This window comes from Vibrio sp. VB16, assembly GCF_015594925.2.
Taxonomy (GTDB): domain Bacteria; phylum Pseudomonadota; class Gammaproteobacteria; order Enterobacterales; family Vibrionaceae; genus Vibrio.
Genome location: NZ_CP087590.1, coordinates 966,871 through 990,586, shown reverse-complemented (window position 1 = coordinate 990,586; position 23,716 = coordinate 966,871). Strand labels below are relative to the sequence as shown.

Below are 23,716 nucleotides of genomic sequence, written 5' to 3'. Positions count from 1 at the left end.
GCGTTAGTCACAATAGCACCATTATCTCGCTATAACACAAAGAGGCAAAAACAAGCTACCACACACAATAAAACCTCTTTCCAAAAAAAGAGGTTTTATTGTTAATATTGATTCCAATGACAAAAAAGCCAATAGACCGGAATCTGCTGGCTTTTGGGTGCTAATAAAAAACGAAGCAGGGTTACTTCATTAATGATCGTCTTCCGTAAAATTGGACGGCAACGATGTTTTCATCTCATTCCAGATCTGGCCACTTTCCAATCCATAATTACGGATGAGTAAAGGCAGCTCTTCTTTTGCTCCACTTTCGCAGTTTTGCAAAAGTTCGCGATAGAATTTTAATGCCAACTCTCTCGATTCTGAGTGTGAGAAATAAAAGTTACCTACTCGGTTATATAATTTCTTCAAACCGTTGAATATAAGCCCATATATCTGATTTCCCGAATGGAAAGCCAATCGTTGAAAAAGCATATAGTCATAAAAATTAAATGTTTTTGCTATCAATAATGCTTGGCGCAATTCTGGATTTTTTTCACCATCATCTTTAACCGCTTGTACGATCTTGTCACCATAAGGAGAGGCAGCAATAAACGCTTCCCAACTTTCTGCGGCAAGCAAGCTCTCACATGATTCGATTACGCCTTTAATCGTTTTTTCTGAACTTTCTTTATTTGCTTTAAACGCATAGCGCATAAAAATAGGGCTAATATTAGAACGAGCAGCTAATAAATCTTCTACAATACTGTTGGCATTGTCAGAATCCAACGTCATCAGTGTATCCAAAATATGCAGACTAGATGTCTCCATAAACTGATTCACTTTCGTTGGCTTCCCATGCTGAATGGTCAACCATCCATCTCTTGCTAGGCGCTGTAAAACTTCACGCAAAGTCGTCCTAGTCACTCCGATAAGTTCTGACAATTCGCGTTCCGCTGGTAAGATCGATCCCGGCGCGAAGCGACCATTCCAAATACTTTCGATTATGTATTTCTCAGCAAAACCTGCTGGACTTTTTGCCCGTATAACCATGTTGTAGTTTGTCCGATTCATTATTGTTAGGTCGAATGACTCATCATACCACTACTTGCACTCTGAGCGAAATCTGGTGACCATACCCAAGCAACCGCTTTAACCTTTTATTAACACGCGGGCAAATACACATTAACAAGTCATTGACTCTAAGTTTTGTTCGAAAACGTTTTCGTTATCACAAAACAAGCAGTTTCTTGCAAAATTATTGCCCGTCTACTTTACAATTTCGACATTATATCTAGTTGTAAAATATATCGATTATATAAAAAATCCTCTCTTTTATACCTGCAATTCAACATATCAATAAAATTGTAAAAATTCGTAACTTACATGCTATGCTGTGCGAGGTTTTGGACTGACGATTTCATCCCCTTTGTGGGATACCGTATTAGTTATCATTGCGCTATTATGCAAGGTTATCTAATGAGAGACCTCTCAGTTCAGGATAGGAAGTGCTTGTAATAGTTAGCGGTTATTTATTGGTGCGGGAACAACCCCGTTCACCCAAAAATACATCGCCGTTAACCGTACATTTATAGTTACCGATACAAGCATAGAAGAATATTTATTAACTTGTAAGAGTATTAACATGCCGATTTCACTCGGGAACGCTTTGATCAAAAACTTCCTTGGCAAAGCGCCAGACTGGTACAAACTAGCCATCATTTCTTTTCTCGTCATCAATCCAATCGTATTTTTTTATGTCGACCCCTTTGTAGCGGGTTGGATGCTTGTCGTAGAATTCATATTCACGCTAGCGATGGCTCTAAAGTGTTACCCTCTTCAGCCGGGTGGTTTGCTTGCTATTGAAGCGGTCGCAATTGGCATGACCTCACCTCAAATGGTGATGCATGAATTGGAAAATAATTTAGAGGTATTGCTGCTACTTATCTTTATGGTTGCCGGTATCTATTTTATGAAACAGTTATTGCTGTTCATATTCACCAAGATACTGTTGGGTATACGCTCAAAAATACTGCTTTCTATGGCGTTCTGTTTTACCGCCGCTTTCTTGTCCGCATTCTTAGATGCATTAACTGTTATCGCCGTTGTTATTAGTGTCGCGATTGGCTTTTACTCTATCTATCACAAGGTTGCTTCAGGTAAAGGCACCCAAACGTCACACGATCATACAACAGATGACCATTTCTCTGAACTGACCCGTGACGATTTAGAAAACTACCGTTCATTCTTACGTTCATTGCTTATGCATGCAGGTGTTGGTACGGCTTTAGGTGGTGTAACCACCATGGTGGGTGAACCACAAAACCTTATCATCGCTGATCAGGCTGGGTGGATGTTTGGTGAATTTATTGTACGGATGCTACCGGTGACCTTACCCGTATTTATCTGTGGCTTGATCACCTGTGCGCTTGTCGAAAAGTTCAAAGTTTTCGGCTACGGCACGGAATTACCAACCCATGTACGTACTATCCTCAACGACTATGACCAAGCTGAGAAGAAGAAACGTACTAAGCAAGACATGGCTAAGCTTTATGTACAAGGTATCATTGCTGTTTGGCTTATCGTCGGATTGGCGCTGCACCTCGCATCTGTTGGTTTAATTGGCCTGTCTGTTATCATTCTAGCCACCGCGTTTACAGGTGTTATTGAAGAGCACTCACTCGGGAAAGCATTCGAAGAGGCATTGCCATTCACCGCATTACTTGCGGTATTCTTCTCTATCGTGGCGGTCATTATTGATCAGCATCTGTTTGGTCCAATTATCGACGGCGTATTGGCAATGGAGGGAAGTCGACAGCTAAGCATGTTCTATCTTGCGAATGGTGTGCTCTCTATGGTGTCCGATAACGTATTTGTTGGTACCGTATACATAAACGAAGTGAAAACAGCACTCGATAACGCTGTTATTACTCGTGACCAGTTCGACCTATTGGCCGTTGCTATCAATACAGGTACAAACCTACCTTCTGTTGCAACACCTAATGGGCAAGCGGCATTCTTGTTCTTGCTGACGTCGGCTCTAGCACCACTCGTACGATTGTCATACGGACGCATGGTCATCATGGCATTCCCTTACACCATCGTACTTGCGATAGTCGGTTTGGTAGGCATTACATTCTTGTTAGAACCAATGACGGCATGGATGTATGATATGGGTTGGCTGACACACCATATTGCCGATGCTGTTGGCGCAGCAGCGACAACAGGTCATTAATAATTATTATTGACCATTGAACTTATTCGGTATAAAAAGCTCTGATGATTCAGAGCTTTTGTTATTTAGGATGTTATAAAGTGAACCCTCTTTCTTCTCTCCATGCTTTCTCTCGCACTCGATTTTCTTGGTTGCTACTTTTTTGCTTTGTTGTTTTTTTTAACGCCTGTGCTTACACGTTTCAACACGCCATGAAGCTCGACCCATGTGTTATGTGTATCTACGAACGTGTGGCAATGATTAGCATTGGTGTTGCGGCATTATTCGGCGCTATCGCCCCTCAGGTATTTGTCATTCGCTGGGTGGGGATTTTGGCTTGGGCCGGAACATCATTAAAAGGTTTGATGTTGGCTTTAGAACATGTCAGTTACCAAAACAACATATTCGCTACCTGCTCACCCCTTGTTTTTCCAGAATGGGCACCACTTAATCAATGGTTGCCTGCCTTTTTTGAAGCGACAGGTGATTGCAGCGAAATTGTATGGCAATTCTTAACACTCTCTATGCCGCAGTGGTTGGTTATCATCTTCGCTGCAAGTTTTGTTGCCGCCGTCGTTGTCGCGATTTCTCAGTTCTTTAAGGTTAAGTAACACCATCGATACCCTGATCCAGTGATGAAGTAATGCTGTGCGGTTAAGGTTATCTAAACCTGTCATCCCCATGAAAATGGGGATTTAATATCACCAAGATTCCCGTTTTCACGGGAATGACGAAGTATTTACAGCATTACACTTCTGTAGGGATGACGGAGGCTGTCAGGATGGATGTTTAAGGTGTTGGAGGATAACAAACGCTCAGCTTTACTTACCGCAACACTGCTTAAATTTTTTGCCACGCCCACATGGACACGGATCATTTCGCCCTATTCCTTTATAAGGATTTATACTCTGCCCTTTTTGACCCACCATCAGTTCATCCGCGGCTAAAGCGACTTCCGTTATCATGATGTCGAGTTGAGGCAATAGATCTTGCAATTGGGGTGGCTGTTCTATGCCTGATGCCTTCATCTGCTGTTGAGTTTGCTCTTCGTCTATCGCGAGCATGAACGTTGTTAGCAACGCTTGCAGCATGCGAAGTGTACTGTCTAAGATCTCCACCTCTTGGTATTGCGCTTCTACGATTGGCCATACCGCCATAAAACCTTCAGACAAGTCCGCGAGTTGCTCTTCTGTTAATTCCGACAGTGAGTATTCACTTCTGCGTAAGATATTATGTTGTTCATTGATACGTGGAACTAAAAGGTGATCTGATTCTACTTGCTCTACACCGACAGACCCGCACCAGTTTTCTGGTTCTAATGGTTTCACGGTCAAATTAGATGCTAAAATAGCACCCTCTAGAAAATAACAAGACTCGCCTTGCCAATCTTTCGGTAGTTCGATGGTTTTCATAACAATTTTTCATGGTTTATTTTCGTTGCGATAAGAGTATCTGAAAATGGTGAAATTAATAAGGTGTAGTCGTGATAAACCTGTATATAGATTATGTAGATGTATGGGTAAATACCAGATAGAATGCCGGCTCATTTATTATCGGTAAATTGGATATATGCGTGTAATTCTGGGCCCTATGGAGGGCGTACTAGACCATTTAATGCGAGAGATGCTGACAGATATCAATGATTATGATCTCTGCGTTACGGAGTTTGTTCGTGTTATTAATCGAAAACTCCCTGAACACGTATTTACTCGCTTGTGTCCAGAACTAGAAACCGATTCATCGACAAAATCTGGCACTCCAATCCATATCCAGTTACTTGGCCAAGAACCCAATTGGATGGCAGAAAATGCGGTTCAAGCTGAAAGCTTGGGGGCAAGAGGCATTGACCTAAATTTTGGTTGCCCTGCTAGATTAGTCAATCGAAGCAGAGGCGGCGCGGCACTTCTCAAAGATCCAGAACAGATCTATAAAATAGTGAAGGCGTGTCGCGAGGCAGTATCGAATACCATTCCTGTCAGTGCCAAAATTCGGCTTGGTTGGGAAAACCCAGAGGATTGCTTTGAAATTGTTGATGCTATTGAACAAGCAGGCGCAAACGAAGTGACCATTCATGCCCGTACCAAAATGGGTGGCTATAAGGCCAGTGAGATAAAATGGGACTACATTAAGCAAGTCAAAGAACGAAGTACGATCCCTATCATCGCTAACGGTGAGATCTGGAACTATCAAGACGGTCAAGATTGTATTGAAACGACCGGTATAGATTCGCTGATGGTATGCCGTGGAGCATTTAACATCCCTAATCTAGGCAACGTGGTTAAATTCAATCATCAACCAATGTCATGGGAAGAGGTAGTGACGCTACTACTCAAATATTCTCAGTATGAAATGAAGGGCGACAAAGGCCTCTACTATCCAAATAGGGTTAAACAATGGCTCAGTTATCTTCGCAATGAATATGACCAAGCCGATACCTTATTTAGAGAAGTGAGAACCTTTAAGACCGCCTCTCCTATCATTTCTTGTATCGAAAAGTACCAATCTGAATTAGGTTAGCGACGACACCTTTATTATTTCACACTGCCACTGAACCATAGAGAGCGTAAACTCGCCGTGTTTAATCGCGCGCGGGTTATCGTCAAAATAGCACTGCGCTTTCGCGTTTTCGATTCCCAATTTCCAAACGGGTATCGTGCACTCATTGTCAGCAAAGCTCAGAGCAACAATGGAAACCTCTGCACCAAGCGTGCGCGCATAAACGATATGCTCATTCGAGTGGCTTAATATCTCAAATGCACCTTTCTGCCACTCTATATTCTCTTTACGAGCATTAATCAGTCCTTTATAGAATGGTAACCAGCTAGACGTTGCGACGCGTTCCCATGGAAAACACCGACGGTTATCTGGATCGATTTCGCCTTCTAAACCCACTTCTGTTCCATAATACAAGCATGGGGTTCCAACAAATGTGAGTAGCATAACCGCTGCCATTCGCATCTTTTGCTCGTCACCTTTCAACATGGTTAAGAAACGTGTCGTATCATGGCTGTCCAGTTGATTGAGCTGTGTAAGTTGATTGGCCCAAGGTATCTTCGCATTCGCCTCTTTTACCCAATGAGCAAAACCGGACGGCGTCAATGAAATAGGATCGTAGATGATATCTAACCCGGCAAGCAAGGCTCGAATAGGATGAGCAAAGCCAAAGTAATTCATCGACCCATCTTCTTGATCCCCTTGAAGCCACTGTGTTGCCTCAAAGAAATGCTCACCTAACACGTAGGTCTCTGAAGAGACAGACTTAGCCGCTTCACGAAACTGACGAACGTAGTATTCGTTATTCTTTGCGCCATCGCCTTCACCAAGCATATGAATCACATCAAATCGCCACCCATCTATCGCATAAGGGGCGCGCAACCAGTGTTTAATCACCGACTGTTCAGATTGATAAATGTAGCTTCTGACCTCTTCATTTTCGAAGTTCAGTACTGGTAGTGTCGCCACCCCTTTCCAACCAAGGTAACTTGTTGTTTCACCATCAAATAGATAGAAATGTCGATACGGAGAATCGACGTTGTGGTAGGCACCAACGTCGTACTTGCCATTTTTGTCAAACCAAGGGTGTTCTTCAGATGTGTGATTGAATACCGCATCTAGGACGATGTTCATACCCCTATTATGAACATCCTTACTTAAGTCGGCAAAATCCTGATTAGTTCCTAGATGAGGATCAACGTTCAGGTAATCTGTCGTGTCGTATTTGTGGTTACTATTTGATTGAAATATTGGATTGAGATAAAGCGAGGTCACCCCGAGGTCTTGCAGGTAATCCAATTTATCTTTTATTCCTTGCAAATCGCCACCATAAAACTCAACGCTAGAAGCGCGCTGATAGCGCCCTATCTCACTGCCCCACGTTTTCGCGACCACATCTACCGTCCCACCTCGGATTTGATAGTCACCACTTTTTACGCTTATTTTCGGGTTACCATTACAAAAACGGTCGGGAAATATTTGATAAAATATTTGTTCGGATACCCACTCCGGGGGTTGATGGTTCACGTTATATTTGAAGTGGTATTCTTTGCTTGGGATCCGGCTTTGACCCCCTCTTGCATCCAACCAAAATTGATTGTTACCCAAGATTAACTTGAACACATAGTGGGTCGTGTCTCGGTCACTATTGATTGGAATAGAGGCCTGCCATAAGGCCAAGCGCCCCTCTTTTCCCACTGGCTTCATTTCAACCAGAGATTCTTCGTTATCCGGTTCGTGACGAACCTGGACCTTATCGAATAGAAGATCTTCTGTTTTTAGGGTGACAACCAGTGCACTATTTTTGAACGGTAATCCGTTTTTGAAAAGCAACCCGTCCGTCGTTTGAACGTGGCATAAATAGGGGGGATTCATAGTCTAACTCAGCATTGGAGATTTGATGCCAGTCTAGACCATTAACCGTATTGAAAAATCCCCCTTCAGAAGAAGAGGGATCACATTTTTAGGGGTGAGAACAAGGGCGTAGCTACCAGTTTAATTAGGCTATAAGTCTACTTATACCAATCATGCCGAATCTAAGAAATCAGCTCAACAATAAGCTGTCATCTGTCAACTCTTCTCCCCGCACTTTAGAGAACATCTCCAATAAATCTGGTACGGCCATGTTCGCCCGTTGAACGCCTTCGACATCCAATACAATCTTGCCTTGGTGCAGCATAATGGTTCTGTCGCCACACGCTAATGCATCTTTCATTGAGTGCGTAACCATCATGACGGTTAGGTTAAATTCTTTCACTACTTTTTTGGTTAGGTCGAGAACAAATGCCGCCATTCTTGGGTCTAACGCCGCGGTGTGCTCGTCGAGCAACAATAATTTGCTATCAGAAAGGGTTGCCATCACAAGGCTAACCGCTTGACGCTGCCCCCCGGAAAGCAAACCAATGTTATCGCTTAACCTGTCTTCTAGGCCTAGGCCTAAAATGCTAATACGTTCTTGGAATATTTTTTTACGCTTAGACGATATAGAATGATGCCATCCTCTGCGCTTTCCTCGCATATAAGCCAGAGCCATGTTTTCTTCAATCGTAAGATCACCGCAGGTGCCTGCAAGTGGGTCCTGAAATACACGCGCGCATTGGCTCGCTCGTTGGTCAACGGATTGACGAGTCACGTCGAGATCATCGATACGAACCTTTCCGCCAACCATTGGTGTTTCACCCGTAACGGCACCCAACAAGGTAGATTTTCCTGCACCGTTTGAGCCAATGACCGTCAAAAACTGATGTTCTGGCACTTGAACTGAGACACTTCTCAACGCTTTGTTTTCTAAAACGGTTCCAGGGTTAAAGGTAACCTGAATATCTTCTAAATGAATCATACGACATCTCCTGATTCTTTGTCTGGCTTGGGTGCTGCAACGCCCTCAGTTGGCGTTAGCGCCTTTTTTGCCTTTAGATTTCCTTTCACTTTTGGTGCGATCAACGCTGCCGCGACTAATACTGCCGTGACTAAATTCAAGTCAGAAGCTTGCAAGCCAAACATACCTGAACTCAACGCAAATGCGACGGCAAGTCGATACAAAACTGAACCGACAATGACGGCCGTGACCGCTATCCAGATTTTTCTTCCTGGGATCAGTGTCTGCCCAAGAATAACGGCCGCTAACCCGACAACAATCGTCCCTGTACCCGAAGTTACATCAGCAAAGCTGTTGGTTTGGGCAAATAACGCGCCAGCAAACCCCACAAAGCCGTTTGATAATGCTAAACAGAAATAGGTGTAGAAAGCCGTGCTTCCGCCCTGAGCTTTAACCATACGAGCATTCACACCGGTTGCGCGTAACCCCAAACCAAAATCACTATTTAAAAGGCGAACCACAAACCAAGCGGATAAAAGGACCAAGGTGCCAACCAATAGAGGTCGGATGTACATCGAGTCCCCGTACGCTTCGAATGGTGTCAGAATAGTATCCGAGCCCAAAAGTGCGATGTTTGGTCGACCCATTATTCGAATATTAATGGAGAAGGCTGCAATCATGGTCAGTATAGAAGCCAACAGATGCAAAATACCGCAGCGTACGGCTAAAAATGCCGTCACCCACCCTGTTGCACTTGCCGCGATGACGGCCAGAAATGTAGAAAGCCAAGGGTCTAGTCCTGCAACAATACCTGTCGCGGCCACAGCAGCCCCCATAGGGAAACTACCATCCACAGTAAGATCAGGAAAGTCTAGTACCCTAAACGTAAGATAAACGCCTAACGCAACGAGACCATAAATAAGCCCTATTTCTAGTGCTCCAAAAAATGCAAAAGCAGACATACATACTCCTTCTCTGCTTATACTAACGTTATCGTTCTTCGTTAGTATAAAAACTCTCGACCAACCTTGCATTGATTGGCCGAGAGGTATTTCTTAACCTTCACAACATCAAGAATGTGTTGTGGTAGGGTTTACTTAATTTCCGTCGCGCGGTCTAGAACAGTTTGTGGAATAGTAATACCAAGTTTATCCGCTGCTGTTTTATTCACGATAAGGTCAGAACCTTTAGCAACTTTCACTGGAAGGTCACCCGGCTTTGCACCTTCAAGAATGGCAACAACATAATCCGCCGTTTGCACACCAATTTGGTAGTAGTCGAAACCTAACGCTGCGAAAGCACCGCCTTCAATATAAGTTGTTGTTGCGCCAAATACTGGCGTGTTCGCTTGATTAGCCGCAATCGTCATGCCTTCAATAGCACTTGCTACTGTATTATCAATCATCGCATAAAGAACGTCAGATTTAGCCGAGATAGCTTGAGTCGCACTCTGCACATCTGCACTCTTAAGTGCCGTTGCTTCTACAAGCTCTAGCCCATTTGCCTCTAGACTTTCTTTTAGCAATTTCATTAAGCTTACAGAGTTAGATTCACCGGGATTATAAACCACACCGACTGTTTTCGCATTTGGAAGCAATTCTTTGATTAATGCTACGTGTTGTGCAATTGGAGACAGGTCAGAAAGGCCAGTAATATTTTTACCTGGTTTTTCTTCGTTGCTTACGAGTTTGGCACCAACCGGATCCGTCACCGCTGTAAATACGATGGGAAGATCACGCGTTGCCGCTGCAAGCGCTTGAGCCGATGGCGTCGCAATACCAACTAATACATCTGGACGATCACCAACAAATTGGCGAGCAATTTGAACCGCAATAGCTGGGTTACCTTGCGCCGTTTTAAAATCGAACTCGAGATTTTTTCCTTCTTTATACCCTTTCGCTTTTAGTCCATCCAAAAGACCTTGGCGAGTGGCATCCAGTGCTGGATGCTCAACAATTTGAGAAACAGCAATTCTAGCTGTTTTCGCAATAACACCTGTAGAAGCGAGTAGCGCTGCTCCGGTAATAACCGCAGTAGCAATAATTTGACTTGCCTTCATCTTAACTCCTTGATTAGCAATTTATTTGTTTCAATGTCGTACTTGAATTTTTTTATTTTTTAACTTGTACGTATTTCTTTACGCTACGTAAACATTTTTACCAGTTACAAGGCAGGAATGGAAGAAGAGTTTTTATTTATTGAGCTAATTAATAGAAATGAGAGTTTTGAGTTTTGAGTTTTGAGTTTTGAGTTTTGAGTTTTGAGTTTTGAGTTTTGAGTTTTGAGTTTTGAGTTTTGAGTTTTGAGTTTTGAGTTTTGAGTTTTCGCACATTTGTTATTTCAATCACATATGTCAATCATCTTCCTCTAGCTTGGAGAAGCGACGCACTCAAGCTTCGAAAGGAAAGCTTGTTTACTTTTAAATACGCGCCGCGCTACTCGATATTTAAAACCAACGCTCAAGTGCTGTCTTGTCCAGTTGCCTAAATGCACGATTTAAAAGTACGGCAAGTTCTTTATAACGGGGCTTAGCCTTGACAGGTTCTAATGCGAACCCCGACTCTTGAATTTTTTGATGAAGCTCTCGATACCATCCTGCAAGTGCTGGTGGAAGTTTGGTATTGGAGCGATTACCTAACCACCATATACCTTGTAAAGGTAAACTGATCGCAAATAGTGCGACAACAACGGCCTGTGGCATTGCTTGCATGTTTTGAAAGCTCAACTGCATAAGTAGGCTGATCATCGCTACCGCCGGCATCACTTTAATACCAAAGCGTGTCGCTTTAATAATGCGGTGTTCTGGAAAAATGGGCGATAACTCCTTTCGCATCGGCCAGATATCCATATATTTTTGCCCGCTTCTTAGGCTATGGATTAGTCCAGGTTTCGTATTCATTTCGACCTCGCGCTAAAAAATATTTGAATTATTCAACATAATTTGTAAAAACATTGACTAAAATTAAAAATTGCTCGAATTTTTTTTGTTATCTTAGGCTATTATCGCTATCCTTTGCGCACCCTCAATGTCATTGTTGCTCTAATTTACAAAATAGGCAAATTTATGACGTTGCATAGCAAGGAATGCTTGCATGGTCACAAAAGTTTGACCATGCCTTTATTTATGGATAATGACGTTTTTTTGACCAAAGATAGTGCATGACCAAACGAGTCCGCTATCCTTGAGATTAATTTTCAACCAAACTGATATTTTCAGATGATTAACAGGTAGTCACTCATGTCTAAGCTAGTTTTAGTTTTAAACTGCGGTAGTTCTTCTCTTAAATTTGCTATCGTTGATGCCGATAATGGTAACGAGCATTTAACCGGCCTTGCAGAATGCCTTCATCTTCCAGAAGCTCGTATTAAATGGAAGTTAGACGGTAAGCACGAAGCTCAACTTGGCGATTGTGCAGCACACGATGAAGCACTTTCATTTATCGTAGACACTATTCTTGCTTCTAAACCAGAACTTTCTGACGCTTTAGGTGCTATTGGCCACCGTGTTGTTCATGGTGGTGAGAAGTTTACGAAGTCTGTATTGGTTGACGATTCAGTTACCCAAGGTATTGAAGATTGTTCAGCCCTTGCTCCTCTTCATAACCCTGCGGCAATCGTAGGTATTAAAGCGGCGCAGAAAGCATTCCCTGCACTACCAATGTCAGTCGTATTCGATACGGCTTACCACCAGACAATGCCTGAAGAAGCATTTCTATATGCATTGCCTTATGACCTTTATACAGAACATAGTATCCGTCGTTATGGTATGCACGGAACATCACACCTATATATCGCTCGCGAAGCTGCCGAACGTTTAGGCAAGCCAGCCAGTGAACTTAACATCATCAACTGTCACCTAGGCAACGGCGCATCTGTGTGTGCCATCAAAGATGGTAAGTCAGTAGATACGTCTATGGGACTTACTCCTCTTGAAGGCCTTGTAATGGGCACACGTTGTGGCGATATCGACCCTGCGATCATTTTCCACTTGCATGACACACTTGGTTACTCTTTAGATAAAATCAATACGATGCTAACGAAAGAGTCTGGCCTACAAGGCCTAACACAAGTGACGTCTGACTGCCGCTATGTTGAAGACAACTATTTAGAAAAAGCAGATGCTGCACGCGCCATGGGTGTGTTCTGTCATCGTCTAGCGAAATACATTGCAAGTTACACTGCAACACTTGATGGCCGTTTGGACGCAATCGTCTTTACTGGTGGCATAGGTGAGAACTCTAGCCCAATACGTGAACTCGTCCTAAACCGTCTAGGCGTATTTGGTATTGAAGTAGATAGCGAGAAAAACCTTAAAGCACGCTTTGGCGGCGAAGGGGTTATCACTACTGAAGAAAGCCGTATTCCTGCGATGGTCATCTCTACAAATGAAGAGTTAATTATTGCTGAAGACACTGCGCGATTAGCAGGTCTTTAAAAAATTGAACTGGCTAACAAACGTTAGCCAGTTTTGATCTGGGCCTCAGAAAATATCGACCGAATGCGTTTCTCGCTAAAATGATAGATAATTGCTGAGCCTTTTCTCTTAAAATCAGAGGTATTCTACGAATGTCCCGTACTATTATGCTTGTACCTATTAGCGCTGGAGTAGGTCTTACCAGTGTTAGCTTAGGTGTCATCCGCACAATGGAGCGTAAAGGTGTAAATGTTGCGTTCTTTAAGCCGATTGCTCAACCACGTCACGGTGGTAACCAACCCGACCTAACGTCATCAATTATCAATGCTAACAGCAATGTCCAAACGTCTCAGCCGATCCCTATGCATGATGCTGAGTCTCTTATCGGTAACGAAAAGATGGACGTTTTACTTGAAACGATCGTGGGTCGTTACAATGACTTAAGTGATGCTGATGTTATCTTGATTGAAGGGTTAGTTCCTACTCGCAAACACCCATTTGCGAACCAAGTAAACCAAGAAGTTGCAAAAACACTTGGTGCAGAGATTGTATTTGTTGCCACTCCAGGCACATACAATGCATCTCAACTTAGAGAGCGTATTGAATTAGCGGTTTCTAACTTTGGTGGTACGAAGAACAAGAGTATCTCTGGTGTTATCGTTAATAAACTTAATGCTCCTGTCGATGATGCAGGCCGAACCCGCCCTGACCTTTCAGAAATTTTTGATGAAGCAGATGCGGCTAAGCAAGCAAACATCAAAACGATGGAGATAATCAGCACCAGCCCAATTCGTGTTTTAGGTTGCGTTCCTTGGAGCATTGATCTTATTGCCACTCGTGCTATCGATATGGCGAAGCATCTTGATGCTGAGATCGTACACGAAGGTGATATGTACAATCGTCGTATCAAGAGCATAACTTTCTGTGCCCGTTCAGTTCCACATATGATTGAACACTTTAAACCCGGTTCATTACTCGTCACGTCCGCCGATAGACCCGATGTTATCGTTGCGGCTGCGCTTGCTGCAATGAATGGTGTTGAGATTGGTGCTTTACTACTGACTGGCGGCTATGACCTACCAGAACAAATCGTTAAGCTCTGTCGACGCGCATTTGATACTGGCCTGCCAATTTTTAAAGCACAAGGTAATACATGGCAAACATCGTTGAACCTACAAAGCTTTAGCTTAGAAGTTCCAGCAGATGATAAAGATCGTATTGAATTTGTAAATGAGCACGTTGCAAGCCACATTGATGGGCCTTGGATTGATTCGTTGACTGAAGGTACTCAGGGTATTCGTCGCCTAAGTCCACCAGCATTCCGTTATCAGCTGACAGAATTTGCACGCCGCGCCGCCAAGCGTATCGTTCTTCCTGAAGGTGATGAACCACGTACAGTAAAAGCAGCGGCTATTTGTGCTGAACGTGGCATCGCAACTTGCGTACTTCTTGGTAACCCTAAAGAGATCCGTCACGTTGCTGAACAACAAGGTGTAGAACTTGGTGCCGGTGTTGAGATTATCGACACAGACGCTGTACGCGAAAAATACGTTGCTCGTCTTGTAGAATTGCGTTCTAAGAAAGGCATGACCGAAGTTGTTGCACGAGCAAAACTGGAAGACTCTGTATTCTTGGGCACGATGATGCTAGAGAACAACGAAGTTGATGGCCTTGTATCTGGCGCTGTACACACAACAGCGAACACCATTGTTCCTCCATTCCAGATAATCAAAACCGCACCAGATGCTTCTATCGTGTCTTCCGTATTCTTTATGCTGCTGCCTGATCAGGTATTGGTTTATGGTGACTGTGCGATTAACCCAGATCCTACCGCTGAGCAACTGGCTGAAATTGCGATTCAATCTGCCGATTCTGCTAGGGCATTTGGTATTGACCCTCGCGTTGCTATGATTTCATACTCAACGGGTGAATCTGGCAAAGGCGCAGATGTAGATAAAGTTCGTGAAGCAACCAAACTGGCTCAGGCGAAACGTCCTGACCTCGTTATTGATGGTCCACTTCAGTATGACGCTGCAATCATGGAAAATGTCGCCGCTTCTAAAGCGCCAGATTCTCCTGTCGCAGGTAAAGCAACTGTATTTGTATTCCCAGACCTCAATACTGGTAACACAACTTACAAGGCTGTACAGCGTTCTGCTGACCTAGTGTCTATCGGTCCAATGCTTCAAGGCATGCGTAAACCAGTCAATGACTTGTCTCGTGGTGCACTAGTAGACGACATCGTTTACACCATCGCACTAACGGCGATTCAGGCTGACCAAGCTGATCAAGCTGAGAAAGTCATTCAAGCTGAAAAAGCGTAGTCTTCGCTACAAATAAAAACCCCCAAAGACAATCTTCGGGGGTTTCTTTTTTTGTCACTGGCAGTAATACCAGATACGTTAATTAGTCAAATTGGTATCAGGTTACTTTATGCTTGTATACCGACGATAAGCCATGGTGCATTATCTACGGTTAAATCGCGCTCTAAATGCCAAATATCCGTGATATCTTCTTCAATCGCTTCCACTGAGTCCCGATACCGACCACTGAACTGAAGGCTAAGCTGCGCTTTAGAGGCATCGTAATTTACACGAACAATTTCCGCGTCTACATACATAACATCCGTATGCTGATCACCCTCAAGTTTTGCTCTCTCCGACTTCAAATCATCAAACAAACTTGAAGACACGTACTCTTCAATTGTATTCAGTTCATTATGATTCCAAGCACCTTGAAGAATACGATAATGCTCACGAGACCCATTAATAAACGCTGCCTGATCAAATCCCGGTGGGTAATTATGCGGAACATCGCTGTGCCCTGCAGACCCGAAACCCGTCGCAGGTTGAGCTTGTTCAAAACTCTGATGAATAGGCTGTTCTTTTTGGTAGTGATTGTCAGCGCCAGAGTACACTTGCTGATTCATGCTTCCAGCTTTTGCGCCCAACATGGCACGTAAAAACTTAAAGACAAAGAACGCGACCAACCCTATGATAAGGATATCCATAAACTGGATACCCTCAAATGCGCCACCAAAGAATGCAGCTAATAGACCACCAGCAAGAAGACCGCCCATCAAACCACCCATTAAACCACGTTTGCCGCCAACGGGACTCTGTGTCTGATCTTTTTTGACAGAACTTGTGTTGGTCTGACTCTTGTTTGTCGCGGGTGCTGTCTTGAACATCTTACCGAAAGACTTACCACCACCAAATCGCTTGGCTTCGGCAGTCGGTGACGTGGTCACGGTAAACATGATGAGTGCGACCATAGCTAAGATACGTTTCATTTTTTCCCTTTTGTTTGTCTCACAAAACTATTTTTATTAGACTAAATATTATAAAAATCCAACTTTATATTACCGCATAGTATATGGATATCCCTTACATTTATATCCTTTGTGCAAGCTTGTATGTATCGAAATATTGCAAAGCCCACATTACGACAAAATAGCACGCATTGTTCTTGACCTTTTTGGGGCTCCACATAGAATAATGAACAATGTTCATTTTATAGATCTTGTTTAGTTACATAAATGGGAATGGCACAAAAAAGTATGGCACGCAGAAACGATCACACCCGCGAAGAATTGGTTGAATTAACTTTACAGAAGGTAAAGGAATTCTTGGCGGATCAACCCCATCATAGTCTTAGTCTAAGAAAAATTGCTACTCAAATTGGTTATGTACCCAGCACTCTTGTCAATATATTCGGCAACTATAATTTATTGCTATTACAGGTTGTCGCTCAAACGGTTGACGAACTGCGAATAGAGGCTTCCACTGCACTTGAGAACTCAAACAGCACTGAAGAAGCACTGTATAATCTCGCGTATTGTTACCATGACTTCGCTCAACAAAACCCCTACCGCTGGCAGCTAATATTCCAGCATACGATGAATGGTGAAAACCTACCCGATTGGCAGTCCGAACGCATCGATAACATGACGAGTATGTTAGAAAAATTGATCGCTATTTTGTCTCCGACCAAGTCTGAATACGAGATTGTAGAAGCCAGTCGTGTCTTATGGGCCGGGGTTCATGGCATCACCGTGTTGAGTGTGGATGATAAGTTTTTTACATCATCACCTATCGACGGAAAAGCACTGATTAAAAACCTACTTTCCAACTATTTAGAGAATTGGCATAAGAATGAATAAGGTTTTGCATGTCTGAGCTAAACCCCTCTCCAACAAGCAGCAGTTCTTTGCTGACTCAAAGACGTTTTTTGCCTTACTTTATTACCCAATTTTTTGGTGCATTCAATGACAATATTTTTAAAAATGTCTTACTCATATTGGTCGCCTTCACCGCGAGTGGCACCCTCTCTATATCTTCAAGCCTTTTTATAAATATTGCTGCGGGGTTGTTTATTCTTCCTTTCTTTTTATTCTCGGCAACCGCAGGTGAATTAGCCGACAAATATGATAAAGATTGGTTTATACGAAAAGTTAAGTTAGCAGAAATTGGCATTATGACTTTGGGTGCTATCGGCTTTATTACTCAAAGCTATGAGGTGTTGCTTCTACTGCTCTTTCTTATGGGTACCCAGTCTGCTTTCTTTGGCCCGGTTAAATATGCATTATTGCCACAACACCTGAAAAGCGAAGAGCTTCTAACTGGCAATGCCTTAGTTGAAACTGGTACCTTTCTTGCCATTCTTTTGGGTACCTTAGCCGCTGGTATTATTGCCTCAAATGATAACGCTACCCATGTTGCTGCCCTTTCGGTAATGCTTTTCTCTATAATTGGTTATGTTTCGAGTCGGTTTATCCCAAAAACACCCGCCGCGAATCCAACGGCAAAGATACGTTGGCAGCCGATAAAGCAGACAAGACACACATTAGGCATCGCAAAAAAAGACAGTGTGACGCACAAGTCCATTTTAGCGATCAGTTGGTTTTGGTTTTTAGGCGCCAGTTACCTTACTCAATTCCCAAACTTTACCCAAATCTCTCTTCATGGCAGTGAAAGCGCCGTTTCTTTTCTTCTTGCTCTGTTTTCCGTCGGTATCGCGATAGGATCACAGCTATGTGATAAGTTGTCTAGAAATCGAATAGAGTATGGGCTTGTCCCTGTGGGAAGTATGGGCATTACTTTGTTTGGTATTTTGATGGCTTACTCGGTACCCGATAATCTACCGTCACTTACCTCTTTCGCAGACTTTGTTGGGTACAGAGAACTTTGGCCAACCTTTACTTATTTAGCGCTGTTAGGTATTTCTGGTGGGTTATTTATAGTGCCACTTTATACTGTGATGCAATTAAGAGCGAAGAAGACAGAATGCTCACAGGTCATCGCCGCAAACAATATCTACAATGCGCTTTTCATGGTTGGTAGCGCGATACTTGGTATCGTATTGCTCGGCATTCTAGAGATGCCTATTCCTGAGTTTTTCATCTTTCTCTCGGTCATCAACTTTGTTGTAGTGCTATACCTTTTTTCACAGGTTCCTGTGTACGCAGTTCGGTTTGTTGTATGGATAGTTACCCATATTATCTACCGAGTAAAGCATACCAATTTACACCATCTGCCTAAAAACGGAGGCGCTTTATTGGTTTGTAACCATGTAAGCTATATGGACGCACTGTTGTTGAGTGCCGTCTGCCCTCGTTTGATACGATTTGTAATGGAAGAAGATTACGCTAATCTTAAACCACTTCGGCGCTTTTTATTTCGTGCTGGTGTCATCCCCGTTTCAGCGGCGAACAGTAGATCGATACGCAAGGCATTCAAAGAGGTTGAAAAAGCACTGTCAGATGGTGAGATTGTCTGTATTTTTCCAGAAGGTCGATTGACGGAAGATGGCGAAATTCAACCCTTTATGCGTGGCATCGATATCATTATTAACCGCTCACCTGTCCCCGTCATTCCTTTGGCTATAAAAGGTATGTGGGGGAGTTACTTTAGCCGACATAAAGGACGAGCCTTTAAAGGCTTCCCTAATCGGTTTAGGGCAAAGCTAGAGATAGAAGCAGGAAGACCTGTCTCGCCAGCTGACGCCAAATCGGATTATATGCGTGAACAGGTACAAAAGTTACGAGGAAGCTACAAGTAGTTTTTTGGTCTAGAGAATACTTTCGTTTAATTAAACTTAACGGTTGGTTAAGTAAATTAAGACATACTAAACGTCAATGTCACGTTATGCTCATCGTGACTTTTACGTAATACGGCAGCAACAATGAACAGTAAAAAACTCTTTTTTTTCATCGCAGCAGCAATGTGTTTAACACCTTGGGTTTCTTCACCTACCGCCTTGGTTATTGGGTTTGTGCTATCGAGTTTGGGCTTTGTGCCCCAAGACTTACCTGTCAGTAAAATAACCAAAAAGTTACTGGCTTACTCTATTGTAGGATTAGGTTTTGGTATCCATTTTCAAGAGGCGCTTGCGGTGACTGGAGAGGGCATCGGTCTTATCGTTGTTTCCATTTTTGGCACATTAATCATAGGCACTTTGGTCGCAAAACAGATAGGTTTAAATAAGGAAGGTGCGTATCTTATCTCTGCTGGTACTTCTATCTGTGGAGGTAGCGCTATAGCCGCTGTTTCTCCTGCTATTAGAGCCTCTGATGAACAAACAGGCTTAGCCTTGGCGGTTGTCTTTGTTCTGAATTCTGTTGCACTATTTGTATTCCCTTTAATCGGACATGCACTTAATCTAGATCAGCATACATTTGGTACCTGGGCGGCTATCGCTATCCATGATACCTCTTCTGTGGTCGGTGCGGCTTCCGCTTATGGCGAAGAAGCCCTAAAAACGGCCACGACTTTAAAACTCGCACGAGCACTTTGGATTGTCCCTGTCGCATTTATTAGCGCCATGTTGTTTAAAAATGGCAGCAACAAAATAAATATCCCTTTCTTTATTTTATTTTATTGTGCAGCAATATTGATAAGCGATTACTTACCACAGTTTGAGGTTATATACGGGGGGATTTTCGCCATTGCTAAGCAAACATTAGTGGTCTGCTTGTTTCTTATCGGTTCGAGTATTTCTCTGGAGAAACTGAAAGCAGCAGGTGCTAAGCCTCTTTTATTTGGTGTTTTCTTATGGGTAATGGTTTCAAGCTTATCACTTGCTTGGCTGACTCTGGCGTGAATACAGATAACCAATAATAGTCAAAAAGGCACCGAGTTCAGCTAAAGACTTAACGACGCCTTGGCTAAATAGTGCGGTCGCAATTAACAGCACGGCTATGGTAATCAACACAATCTTCATTATAAAAGCTCTCTAATAACTAATAGTACTATTATTGAGCTTTCTTATAATAAAACAAAATTCAGTTTTGGACTAAGACATAACCAATTGGTTCGCTAGATGGCTTTTCTCTTGCTCACTTGAGAGCTTATAAACCACGCCTTTACCTTTGGCCTAGACAGCTTGATCGATGGTCCTTCTAATAGAATTTCAGGCATAGCGATATATTCAACAGGCCATTTGAATTTTTCTAGCCGCCGCGACAGAAACTGCTCCACATCTTTTTGCTCAAAAGCATGCTCACTTTGAATAACGGCGACTGGCCTTGCTCCATACTCTTTATCTTGCACTGGAATTACCACCGCATTGTTGATCTTGGCATGTTGGGTTAAGACAAATTCTATCTCTTCACAATGGATATTTTCGCCACCTGAGATAAATAAATTATCAACACGTCCGAGGATTCGTAATTGATCGCCTTCCCATTCGCCCAAATCTTTACTATCAAACCAATCATTATTAACAATGGGTGTTAATCTACCTCGATAAAAATACCCTGAAGCCAGCGTCTCTCCACCGACGTATATTCGTTGTTTTTCCACTTTAAGAAGCCGATTAGGTAACAAGAAACCCACACCCAAGTATTCATCCACTTGCTTAGCCATCACGGTAGAAGCCGATTCAGTCATGCCATAACCTAGCCAGGTATCTATTCCTCGACGATTCGCTTCTTGTGCTAACGCCAATGGGATGTGACTTCCACCCAATAACACTCGAGAAAGCGTGATCCGCTTTCCGCTGTCAATTAAACGTTTGAGTTGTGTAGGAACTAGGGAGGCATGAGTTGCCCCCTGAAGATCGGTAAAAAGATCCTTTCCTCCGCCTACTTTTAGGCAAGCACCCACTGTTAACCATCGCCAAATAATAGCTAAGCCTGACACATGGTACATCGGCAAACTAAGTAACCACGTATCGTTGGGCTTAAAACCAAAGCGAGCCAGCAACCCATGCGCAGAAGCTTCATGTTGTTTATTCGTGTGTGCGACGGCTTTCGGTAACCCTGTAGAACCGGAGGTGAATACAATGCTGACAAGGTTGTCTGGGTGAACACTTGCAGGTGTAGTTGAGTTTGACCCTACGCAACATCCGATAGATATCTGTAGAAGCGAGTAGAGCGTACTGAGCGGTGCCCTATCGACAAGTTTATTTGTCCCTTTTCCAAACCAGACATGGTTACAACCTAACGTATCAAGCTTTTGAACCAGTGGAGTAATCGTACTCGGTGCGATAAGGGCAGGAAGTGCACCCAGATGAATACAAGCCAAGTAGGCAAGTACCAATTCAATACTGTTCTTAGAGACAAGAGCAACCACATCACCTTGACCGATATTTTGGCCACGCAGCGAAACCGTGACTCCATTGAGCAAGGAGCTGAGATGAGCCCATGAGTACGTATTGTTTTCAAAAACCAACGCGCACTTGTTAGGCTCCCTTTCAGACCATAGTGATAACCAAGTTTGCACGCTATTTTCCAGTTGGTTATTCATTAAAGCCCGTTCCCAAAGTTTTTACTCTTATTACTTACTTTGCCAAACAACTTGTTGTTCGTCTAATGGAACAATAGGAAGGTCACATTGTGGCCATTTCACTTCAAGTTGAGCCCCAAATAGCTTAATTGTATCTAGGCCGGGCACAGACTCTGGAGTAAGCCATTGCGCAAGCCTAGCAAGTTGATTTAGACCCAAACTCGATTCTAAACTCGAGCTGATCACGACCTTTATTCCATGACGATTAGCATCCTCAACAAGCGACTGGCAACGATAAACAGAACCAATTAACGTCGGCTTAATAATTATAACCTTCGCACCCGTCAGTTTTCCTAAATCAAAATCAGGCTCTGAAACAGCGTCCTGTAACGTTTCGTCCCACGCAATAGCAATGCCCGTTTTAATAGCAAAGGTAAAACTCTGACCCGGCTCTTTGCATGGTTCTTCCACAAATTCTATGCGATGGCGGCGAGACGAATTAATATAAGTAGCAAATTTTTCTGCCTTTTCTGGCGTCCAAGCTCGGTTCGCATCTAAACGAACTCTAAGGTCGGGAATCGACTCCAAAAACAGGTTAACCAACATTCCATCACGAATAGGTTCATAGAGCCCTACTTTAATTTTGGTCACTTTTTTATCTAGTGGAAGTGCATCTAAAATCGGCAACATTGCATCGGGATCACCCGTGCATAAGGGCGCACTATCATAATTACCCGCCATTGGTAACTCGCCTGCTAGTTCGAGCTCAGCAAAGGACAACCCACTCGCCACAGAAGGACACAGATCATCATAAGCAAATGCATTGCCGTTGACCCAAAGCTCTAGTTGCGCCTGGGCCTGAATACCCGCCTGTTCGGTGGTTTCTTTACTGAAACCGACCAGTGGTGCAATTTCACCATATACCGTTTTGCCTTGCTCTGAGAGCTCGGCTATCCACCCCACTCTTTCTGCCAGCTTGCTGTCTCTGAGAATCACTCCGCTGTCCATCGGAAGTTGGTATTTATATAGTTTAGCTTGACGCATGAAGGCCTCGGTATGGTGACATTGAAAAAGTTTGCAATCTAAAATCTACTCATAATGAAAACGAGTGTGCTGAACGCCTTTATGTCGCCTAATTTTTAATTTCAAAAACTAAGCGACGTAAAGCACGATTAAAAACGAGATTATGGGTTTCTTGGAAATTTAGAAAAGTCTGGACGACGCTTTTCATTAAACGAGTTACGCCCTTCCTGCCCTTCTTCTGTCATGTAGAACATCATCGTCGCATTACCTGCTAGCTCTTGAAGTCCCGCTTGGCCATCACAGTCTGCATTTAAAGCCGCTTTCAAACAGCGCAGAGCCATTGGGCTATGTTGTAGAACTTCACGACACCAACGAACGGTCTCTTTTTCAAGTTCGACCACAGGTACTACTGTGTTAACTAGGCCCATGTCCAATGCTTCTTGCGCATCGTAAAAACGGCAAAGGAACCAGATTTCGCGGGCTTTTTTCTGACCAACAATGCGAGCCATATAAGACGCACCCCAGCCCCCATCAAAAGAGCCAACTTTAGGACCTGTTTGACCAAATTGAGCATTCTCAGCCGCAATCGTTAAATCACACATCATGTGCAGTACATGACCACCACCAACGGCATAACCGGCAACCGCGGCGATAACTGGCTTAGGGCAGGTACGGATTTGACGTTGAAAATCAAGAACATTGAGATGATGAGTGCCTTCTTCGTCTCTGTAACCACCATAGTCACCACGAATTTTTTGGTCACCACCTGAACAGAAAGCGTCTTCACCTAAACCGGTAAGAATGATGACGCCAACCTTTTCGTCATAGCGAGCGTCGGCCAATGCTTTCATCATTTCATTAACGGTTTGAGGGCGAAAAGCGTTGCGAACCTGAGGGCGTGCGATCGTGATCTTAGCGATACCATCAACGGATTTATGATAATGAATATCTTCATATTCAGAACTACAATCTGCCCAAGTTACTGGTGCGTAAAGTTCTTCTTCTGTCATTCCAATTGTTCTTGCCATGTTTTGGTCCAATTTGTTTTGTTG

Annotated in this window: 20 protein-coding genes; 8 read left to right on the top strand and 12 right to left on the bottom strand. The window is 43.3% G+C overall.

The window, feature by feature from the left end:
* Window positions 1–189: 189 nt before the first annotated feature.
* On the bottom strand, window positions 190–1,029 hold the full coding sequence (fadR, locus tag IUZ65_RS04745) for a fatty acid metabolism transcriptional regulator FadR (protein ID WP_195704996.1): 840 nt from the start codon (window positions 1,027–1,029) through the stop codon (window positions 190–192).
* Window positions 1,030–1,621: 592 nt separating this feature from the next.
* Between fadR and nhaB the strand changes: the two genes are divergently transcribed.
* Together nhaB and dsbB are read left to right on the top strand one after the other, a co-directional pair.
* A complete protein-coding gene (gene nhaB / locus IUZ65_RS04740; protein ID WP_195702648.1) occupies window positions 1,622–3,211 on the top strand; it encodes a Na(+)/H(+) antiporter NhaB in 1,590 nt (529 codons plus the stop codon).
* A gap of 80 nt (window positions 3,212–3,291) precedes the next feature.
* Window positions 3,292–3,801, top strand: coding sequence for a disulfide bond formation protein DsbB (gene dsbB / locus IUZ65_RS04735; protein ID WP_195702647.1), 510 nt, complete (start codon window positions 3,292–3,294; stop codon window positions 3,799–3,801).
* Between the two features lie 210 nt (window positions 3,802–4,011).
* Here the strand turns inward: dsbB and IUZ65_RS04730 are convergent, their stop codons facing one another.
* Window positions 4,012–4,608 (bottom strand): SEC-C metal-binding domain-containing protein, encoded by a 597-nt coding sequence (locus tag IUZ65_RS04730; protein WP_443083733.1) that lies wholly within the window; start codon window positions 4,606–4,608, stop codon window positions 4,012–4,014.
* Between the two features lie 151 nt (window positions 4,609–4,759).
* Here IUZ65_RS04730 and dusC point away from each other — a divergent pair, with 151 nt between their 5' ends.
* Window positions 4,760–5,707 (top strand): tRNA dihydrouridine(16) synthase DusC, encoded by a 948-nt coding sequence (gene dusC, locus IUZ65_RS04725; protein WP_195702645.1) that lies wholly within the window; start codon window positions 4,760–4,762, stop codon window positions 5,705–5,707.
* Here dusC and malZ read toward each other — a convergent pair.
* From malZ to yfbV, 5 genes are all read right to left on the bottom strand, one after another.
* Window positions 5,699–7,558 carry a maltodextrin glucosidase gene (malZ, locus tag IUZ65_RS04720; RefSeq protein ID WP_195702644.1) on the bottom strand — a complete coding sequence of 620 codons (1,860 nt, stop codon included), beginning with the start codon at window positions 7,556–7,558 and terminating at the stop codon, window positions 5,699–5,701. The two genes, dusC and malZ, sit on opposite strands and share 9 nt — an antisense overlap.
* 169 nt (window positions 7,559–7,727) lie before the next feature.
* Window positions 7,728–8,522, bottom strand: coding sequence for an ABC transporter ATP-binding protein (locus tag IUZ65_RS04715; RefSeq protein ID WP_195702643.1), 795 nt, complete (start codon window positions 8,520–8,522; stop codon window positions 7,728–7,730).
* Window positions 8,519–9,463 (bottom strand): ABC transporter permease, encoded by a 945-nt coding sequence (locus IUZ65_RS04710; protein WP_195702642.1) that lies wholly within the window; start codon window positions 9,461–9,463, stop codon window positions 8,519–8,521. Before IUZ65_RS04710 ends, IUZ65_RS04715 begins: the two co-directional genes overlap by 4 nt.
* A 131-nt stretch (window positions 9,464–9,594) precedes the next feature.
* Window positions 9,595–10,560, bottom strand: coding sequence for an ABC transporter substrate-binding protein (locus tag IUZ65_RS04705; protein WP_195702641.1), 966 nt, complete (start codon window positions 10,558–10,560; stop codon window positions 9,595–9,597).
* 387 nt (window positions 10,561–10,947) lie between these two features.
* Complete coding sequence (gene yfbV / locus IUZ65_RS04700) at window positions 10,948–11,400, bottom strand: terminus macrodomain insulation protein YfbV (RefSeq protein WP_195702640.1); 453 nt, start codon at window positions 11,398–11,400, stop codon at window positions 10,948–10,950.
* Window positions 11,401–11,739: 339 nt separating this feature from the next.
* Between yfbV and IUZ65_RS04695 the strand changes: the two genes are divergently transcribed.
* Entirely contained in the window at window positions 11,740–12,936 is a 1,197-nt protein-coding gene (locus tag IUZ65_RS04695) for an acetate kinase (protein WP_195702639.1), read from the top strand.
* A gap of 131 nt (window positions 12,937–13,067) precedes the next feature.
* On the top strand, window positions 13,068–15,239 hold the full coding sequence (pta, locus tag IUZ65_RS04690) for a phosphate acetyltransferase (protein ID WP_195702638.1): 2,172 nt from the start codon (window positions 13,068–13,070) through the stop codon (window positions 15,237–15,239).
* 107 nt (window positions 15,240–15,346) lie between these two features.
* Here the strand turns inward: pta and IUZ65_RS04685 are convergent, their stop codons facing one another.
* On the bottom strand, window positions 15,347–16,207 hold the full coding sequence (locus tag IUZ65_RS04685; RefSeq protein ID WP_195702637.1) for a Tim44 domain-containing protein: 861 nt from the start codon (window positions 16,205–16,207) through the stop codon (window positions 15,347–15,349).
* Between the two features lie 267 nt (window positions 16,208–16,474).
* Between IUZ65_RS04685 and IUZ65_RS04680 the strand changes: the two genes are divergently transcribed.
* From IUZ65_RS04680 to IUZ65_RS04670, 3 genes are all read left to right on the top strand, one after another.
* The gene (locus IUZ65_RS04680; protein WP_195702636.1) at window positions 16,475–17,077 is read left to right on the top strand and encodes a TetR/AcrR family transcriptional regulator; all 603 of its coding nucleotides are present in this window, start codon (window positions 16,475–16,477) and stop codon (window positions 17,075–17,077) included.
* A gap of 8 nt (window positions 17,078–17,085) precedes the next feature.
* Window positions 17,086–18,975: an MFS transporter gene (locus tag IUZ65_RS04675; protein WP_195702635.1), complete on the top strand. Its 1,890-nt coding sequence runs from the start codon at window positions 17,086–17,088 to the stop codon at window positions 18,973–18,975.
* A gap of 123 nt (window positions 18,976–19,098) precedes the next feature.
* Window positions 19,099–20,016, top strand: a complete 918-nt coding sequence (locus IUZ65_RS04670; protein ID WP_195702634.1) for a YeiH family protein — start codon at window positions 19,099–19,101, stop codon at window positions 20,014–20,016.
* Here IUZ65_RS04670 and IUZ65_RS04665 read toward each other — a convergent pair.
* From IUZ65_RS04665 to menB, 4 genes are all read right to left on the bottom strand, one after another.
* Entirely contained in the window at window positions 19,990–20,136 is a 147-nt protein-coding gene (locus tag IUZ65_RS04665) for a hypothetical protein (protein ID WP_195702633.1), read from the bottom strand. The genes IUZ65_RS04670 and IUZ65_RS04665 overlap by 27 nt on opposite strands.
* 95 nt (window positions 20,137–20,231) lie before the next feature.
* A complete protein-coding gene (menE, locus tag IUZ65_RS04660) occupies window positions 20,232–21,662 on the bottom strand; it encodes an o-succinylbenzoate--CoA ligase (protein ID WP_195702632.1) in 1,431 nt (476 codons plus the stop codon).
* A 30-nt stretch (window positions 21,663–21,692) separates the two neighbouring features.
* Window positions 21,693–22,685 carry an o-succinylbenzoate synthase gene (gene menC / locus IUZ65_RS04655; protein ID WP_195702631.1) on the bottom strand — a complete coding sequence of 331 codons (993 nt, stop codon included), beginning with the start codon at window positions 22,683–22,685 and terminating at the stop codon, window positions 21,693–21,695.
* A 140-nt stretch (window positions 22,686–22,825) separates the two neighbouring features.
* Window positions 22,826–23,692, bottom strand: coding sequence for a 1,4-dihydroxy-2-naphthoyl-CoA synthase (menB, locus tag IUZ65_RS04650; protein WP_195702630.1), 867 nt, complete (start codon window positions 23,690–23,692; stop codon window positions 22,826–22,828).
* Window positions 23,693–23,716: the final 24 nt, after the last annotated feature.

What these genes read in the sequence shown, in the direction of transcription:
- menB (WP_195702630.1), bottom strand. Translation starts at nt 23,692, where the DNA reads ATGGCAAGAACAATTGGAATGACAGAAGAAGAACTTTACGCACCAGTA.
- IUZ65_RS04710 (WP_195702642.1), bottom strand. Translation starts at nt 9,463, where the DNA reads ATGTCTGCTTTTGCATTTTTTGGAGCACTAGAAATAGGGCTTATTTAT.
- malZ (WP_195702644.1), bottom strand. Translation starts at nt 7,558, where the DNA reads ATGAATCCCCCCTATTTATGCCACGTTCAAACGACGGACGGGTTGCTT.
- IUZ65_RS04675 (WP_195702635.1), top strand. Translation starts at nt 17,086, where the DNA reads ATGTCTGAGCTAAACCCCTCTCCAACAAGCAGCAGTTCTTTGCTGACT.
- IUZ65_RS04670 (WP_195702634.1), top strand. Translation starts at nt 19,099, where the DNA reads ATGAACAGTAAAAAACTCTTTTTTTTCATCGCAGCAGCAATGTGTTTA.
- menC (WP_195702631.1), bottom strand. Translation starts at nt 22,685, where the DNA reads ATGCGTCAAGCTAAACTATATAAATACCAACTTCCGATGGACAGCGGA.
- IUZ65_RS04680 (WP_195702636.1), top strand. Translation starts at nt 16,475, where the DNA reads ATGGCACGCAGAAACGATCACACCCGCGAAGAATTGGTTGAATTAACT.
- menE (WP_195702632.1), bottom strand. Translation starts at nt 21,662, where the DNA reads ATGAATAACCAACTGGAAAATAGCGTGCAAACTTGGTTATCACTATGG.
- pta (WP_195702638.1), top strand. Translation starts at nt 13,068, where the DNA reads ATGTCCCGTACTATTATGCTTGTACCTATTAGCGCTGGAGTAGGTCTT.
- dusC (WP_195702645.1), top strand. Translation starts at nt 4,760, where the DNA reads ATGCGTGTAATTCTGGGCCCTATGGAGGGCGTACTAGACCATTTAATG.
- IUZ65_RS04695 (WP_195702639.1), top strand. Translation starts at nt 11,740, where the DNA reads ATGTCTAAGCTAGTTTTAGTTTTAAACTGCGGTAGTTCTTCTCTTAAA.
- fadR (WP_195704996.1), bottom strand. Translation starts at nt 1,029, where the DNA reads ATGGTTATACGGGCAAAAAGTCCAGCAGGTTTTGCTGAGAAATACATA.
- yfbV (WP_195702640.1), bottom strand. Translation starts at nt 11,400, where the DNA reads ATGAATACGAAACCTGGACTAATCCATAGCCTAAGAAGCGGGCAAAAA.
- IUZ65_RS04715 (WP_195702643.1), bottom strand. Translation starts at nt 8,522, where the DNA reads ATGATTCATTTAGAAGATATTCAGGTTACCTTTAACCCTGGAACCGTT.
- IUZ65_RS04705 (WP_195702641.1), bottom strand. Translation starts at nt 10,560, where the DNA reads ATGAAGGCAAGTCAAATTATTGCTACTGCGGTTATTACCGGAGCAGCG.
- nhaB (WP_195702648.1), top strand. Translation starts at nt 1,622, where the DNA reads ATGCCGATTTCACTCGGGAACGCTTTGATCAAAAACTTCCTTGGCAAA.
- IUZ65_RS04685 (WP_195702637.1), bottom strand. Translation starts at nt 16,207, where the DNA reads ATGAAACGTATCTTAGCTATGGTCGCACTCATCATGTTTACCGTGACC.
- IUZ65_RS04665 (WP_195702633.1), bottom strand. Translation starts at nt 20,136, where the DNA reads ATGAAGATTGTGTTGATTACCATAGCCGTGCTGTTAATTGCGACCGCA.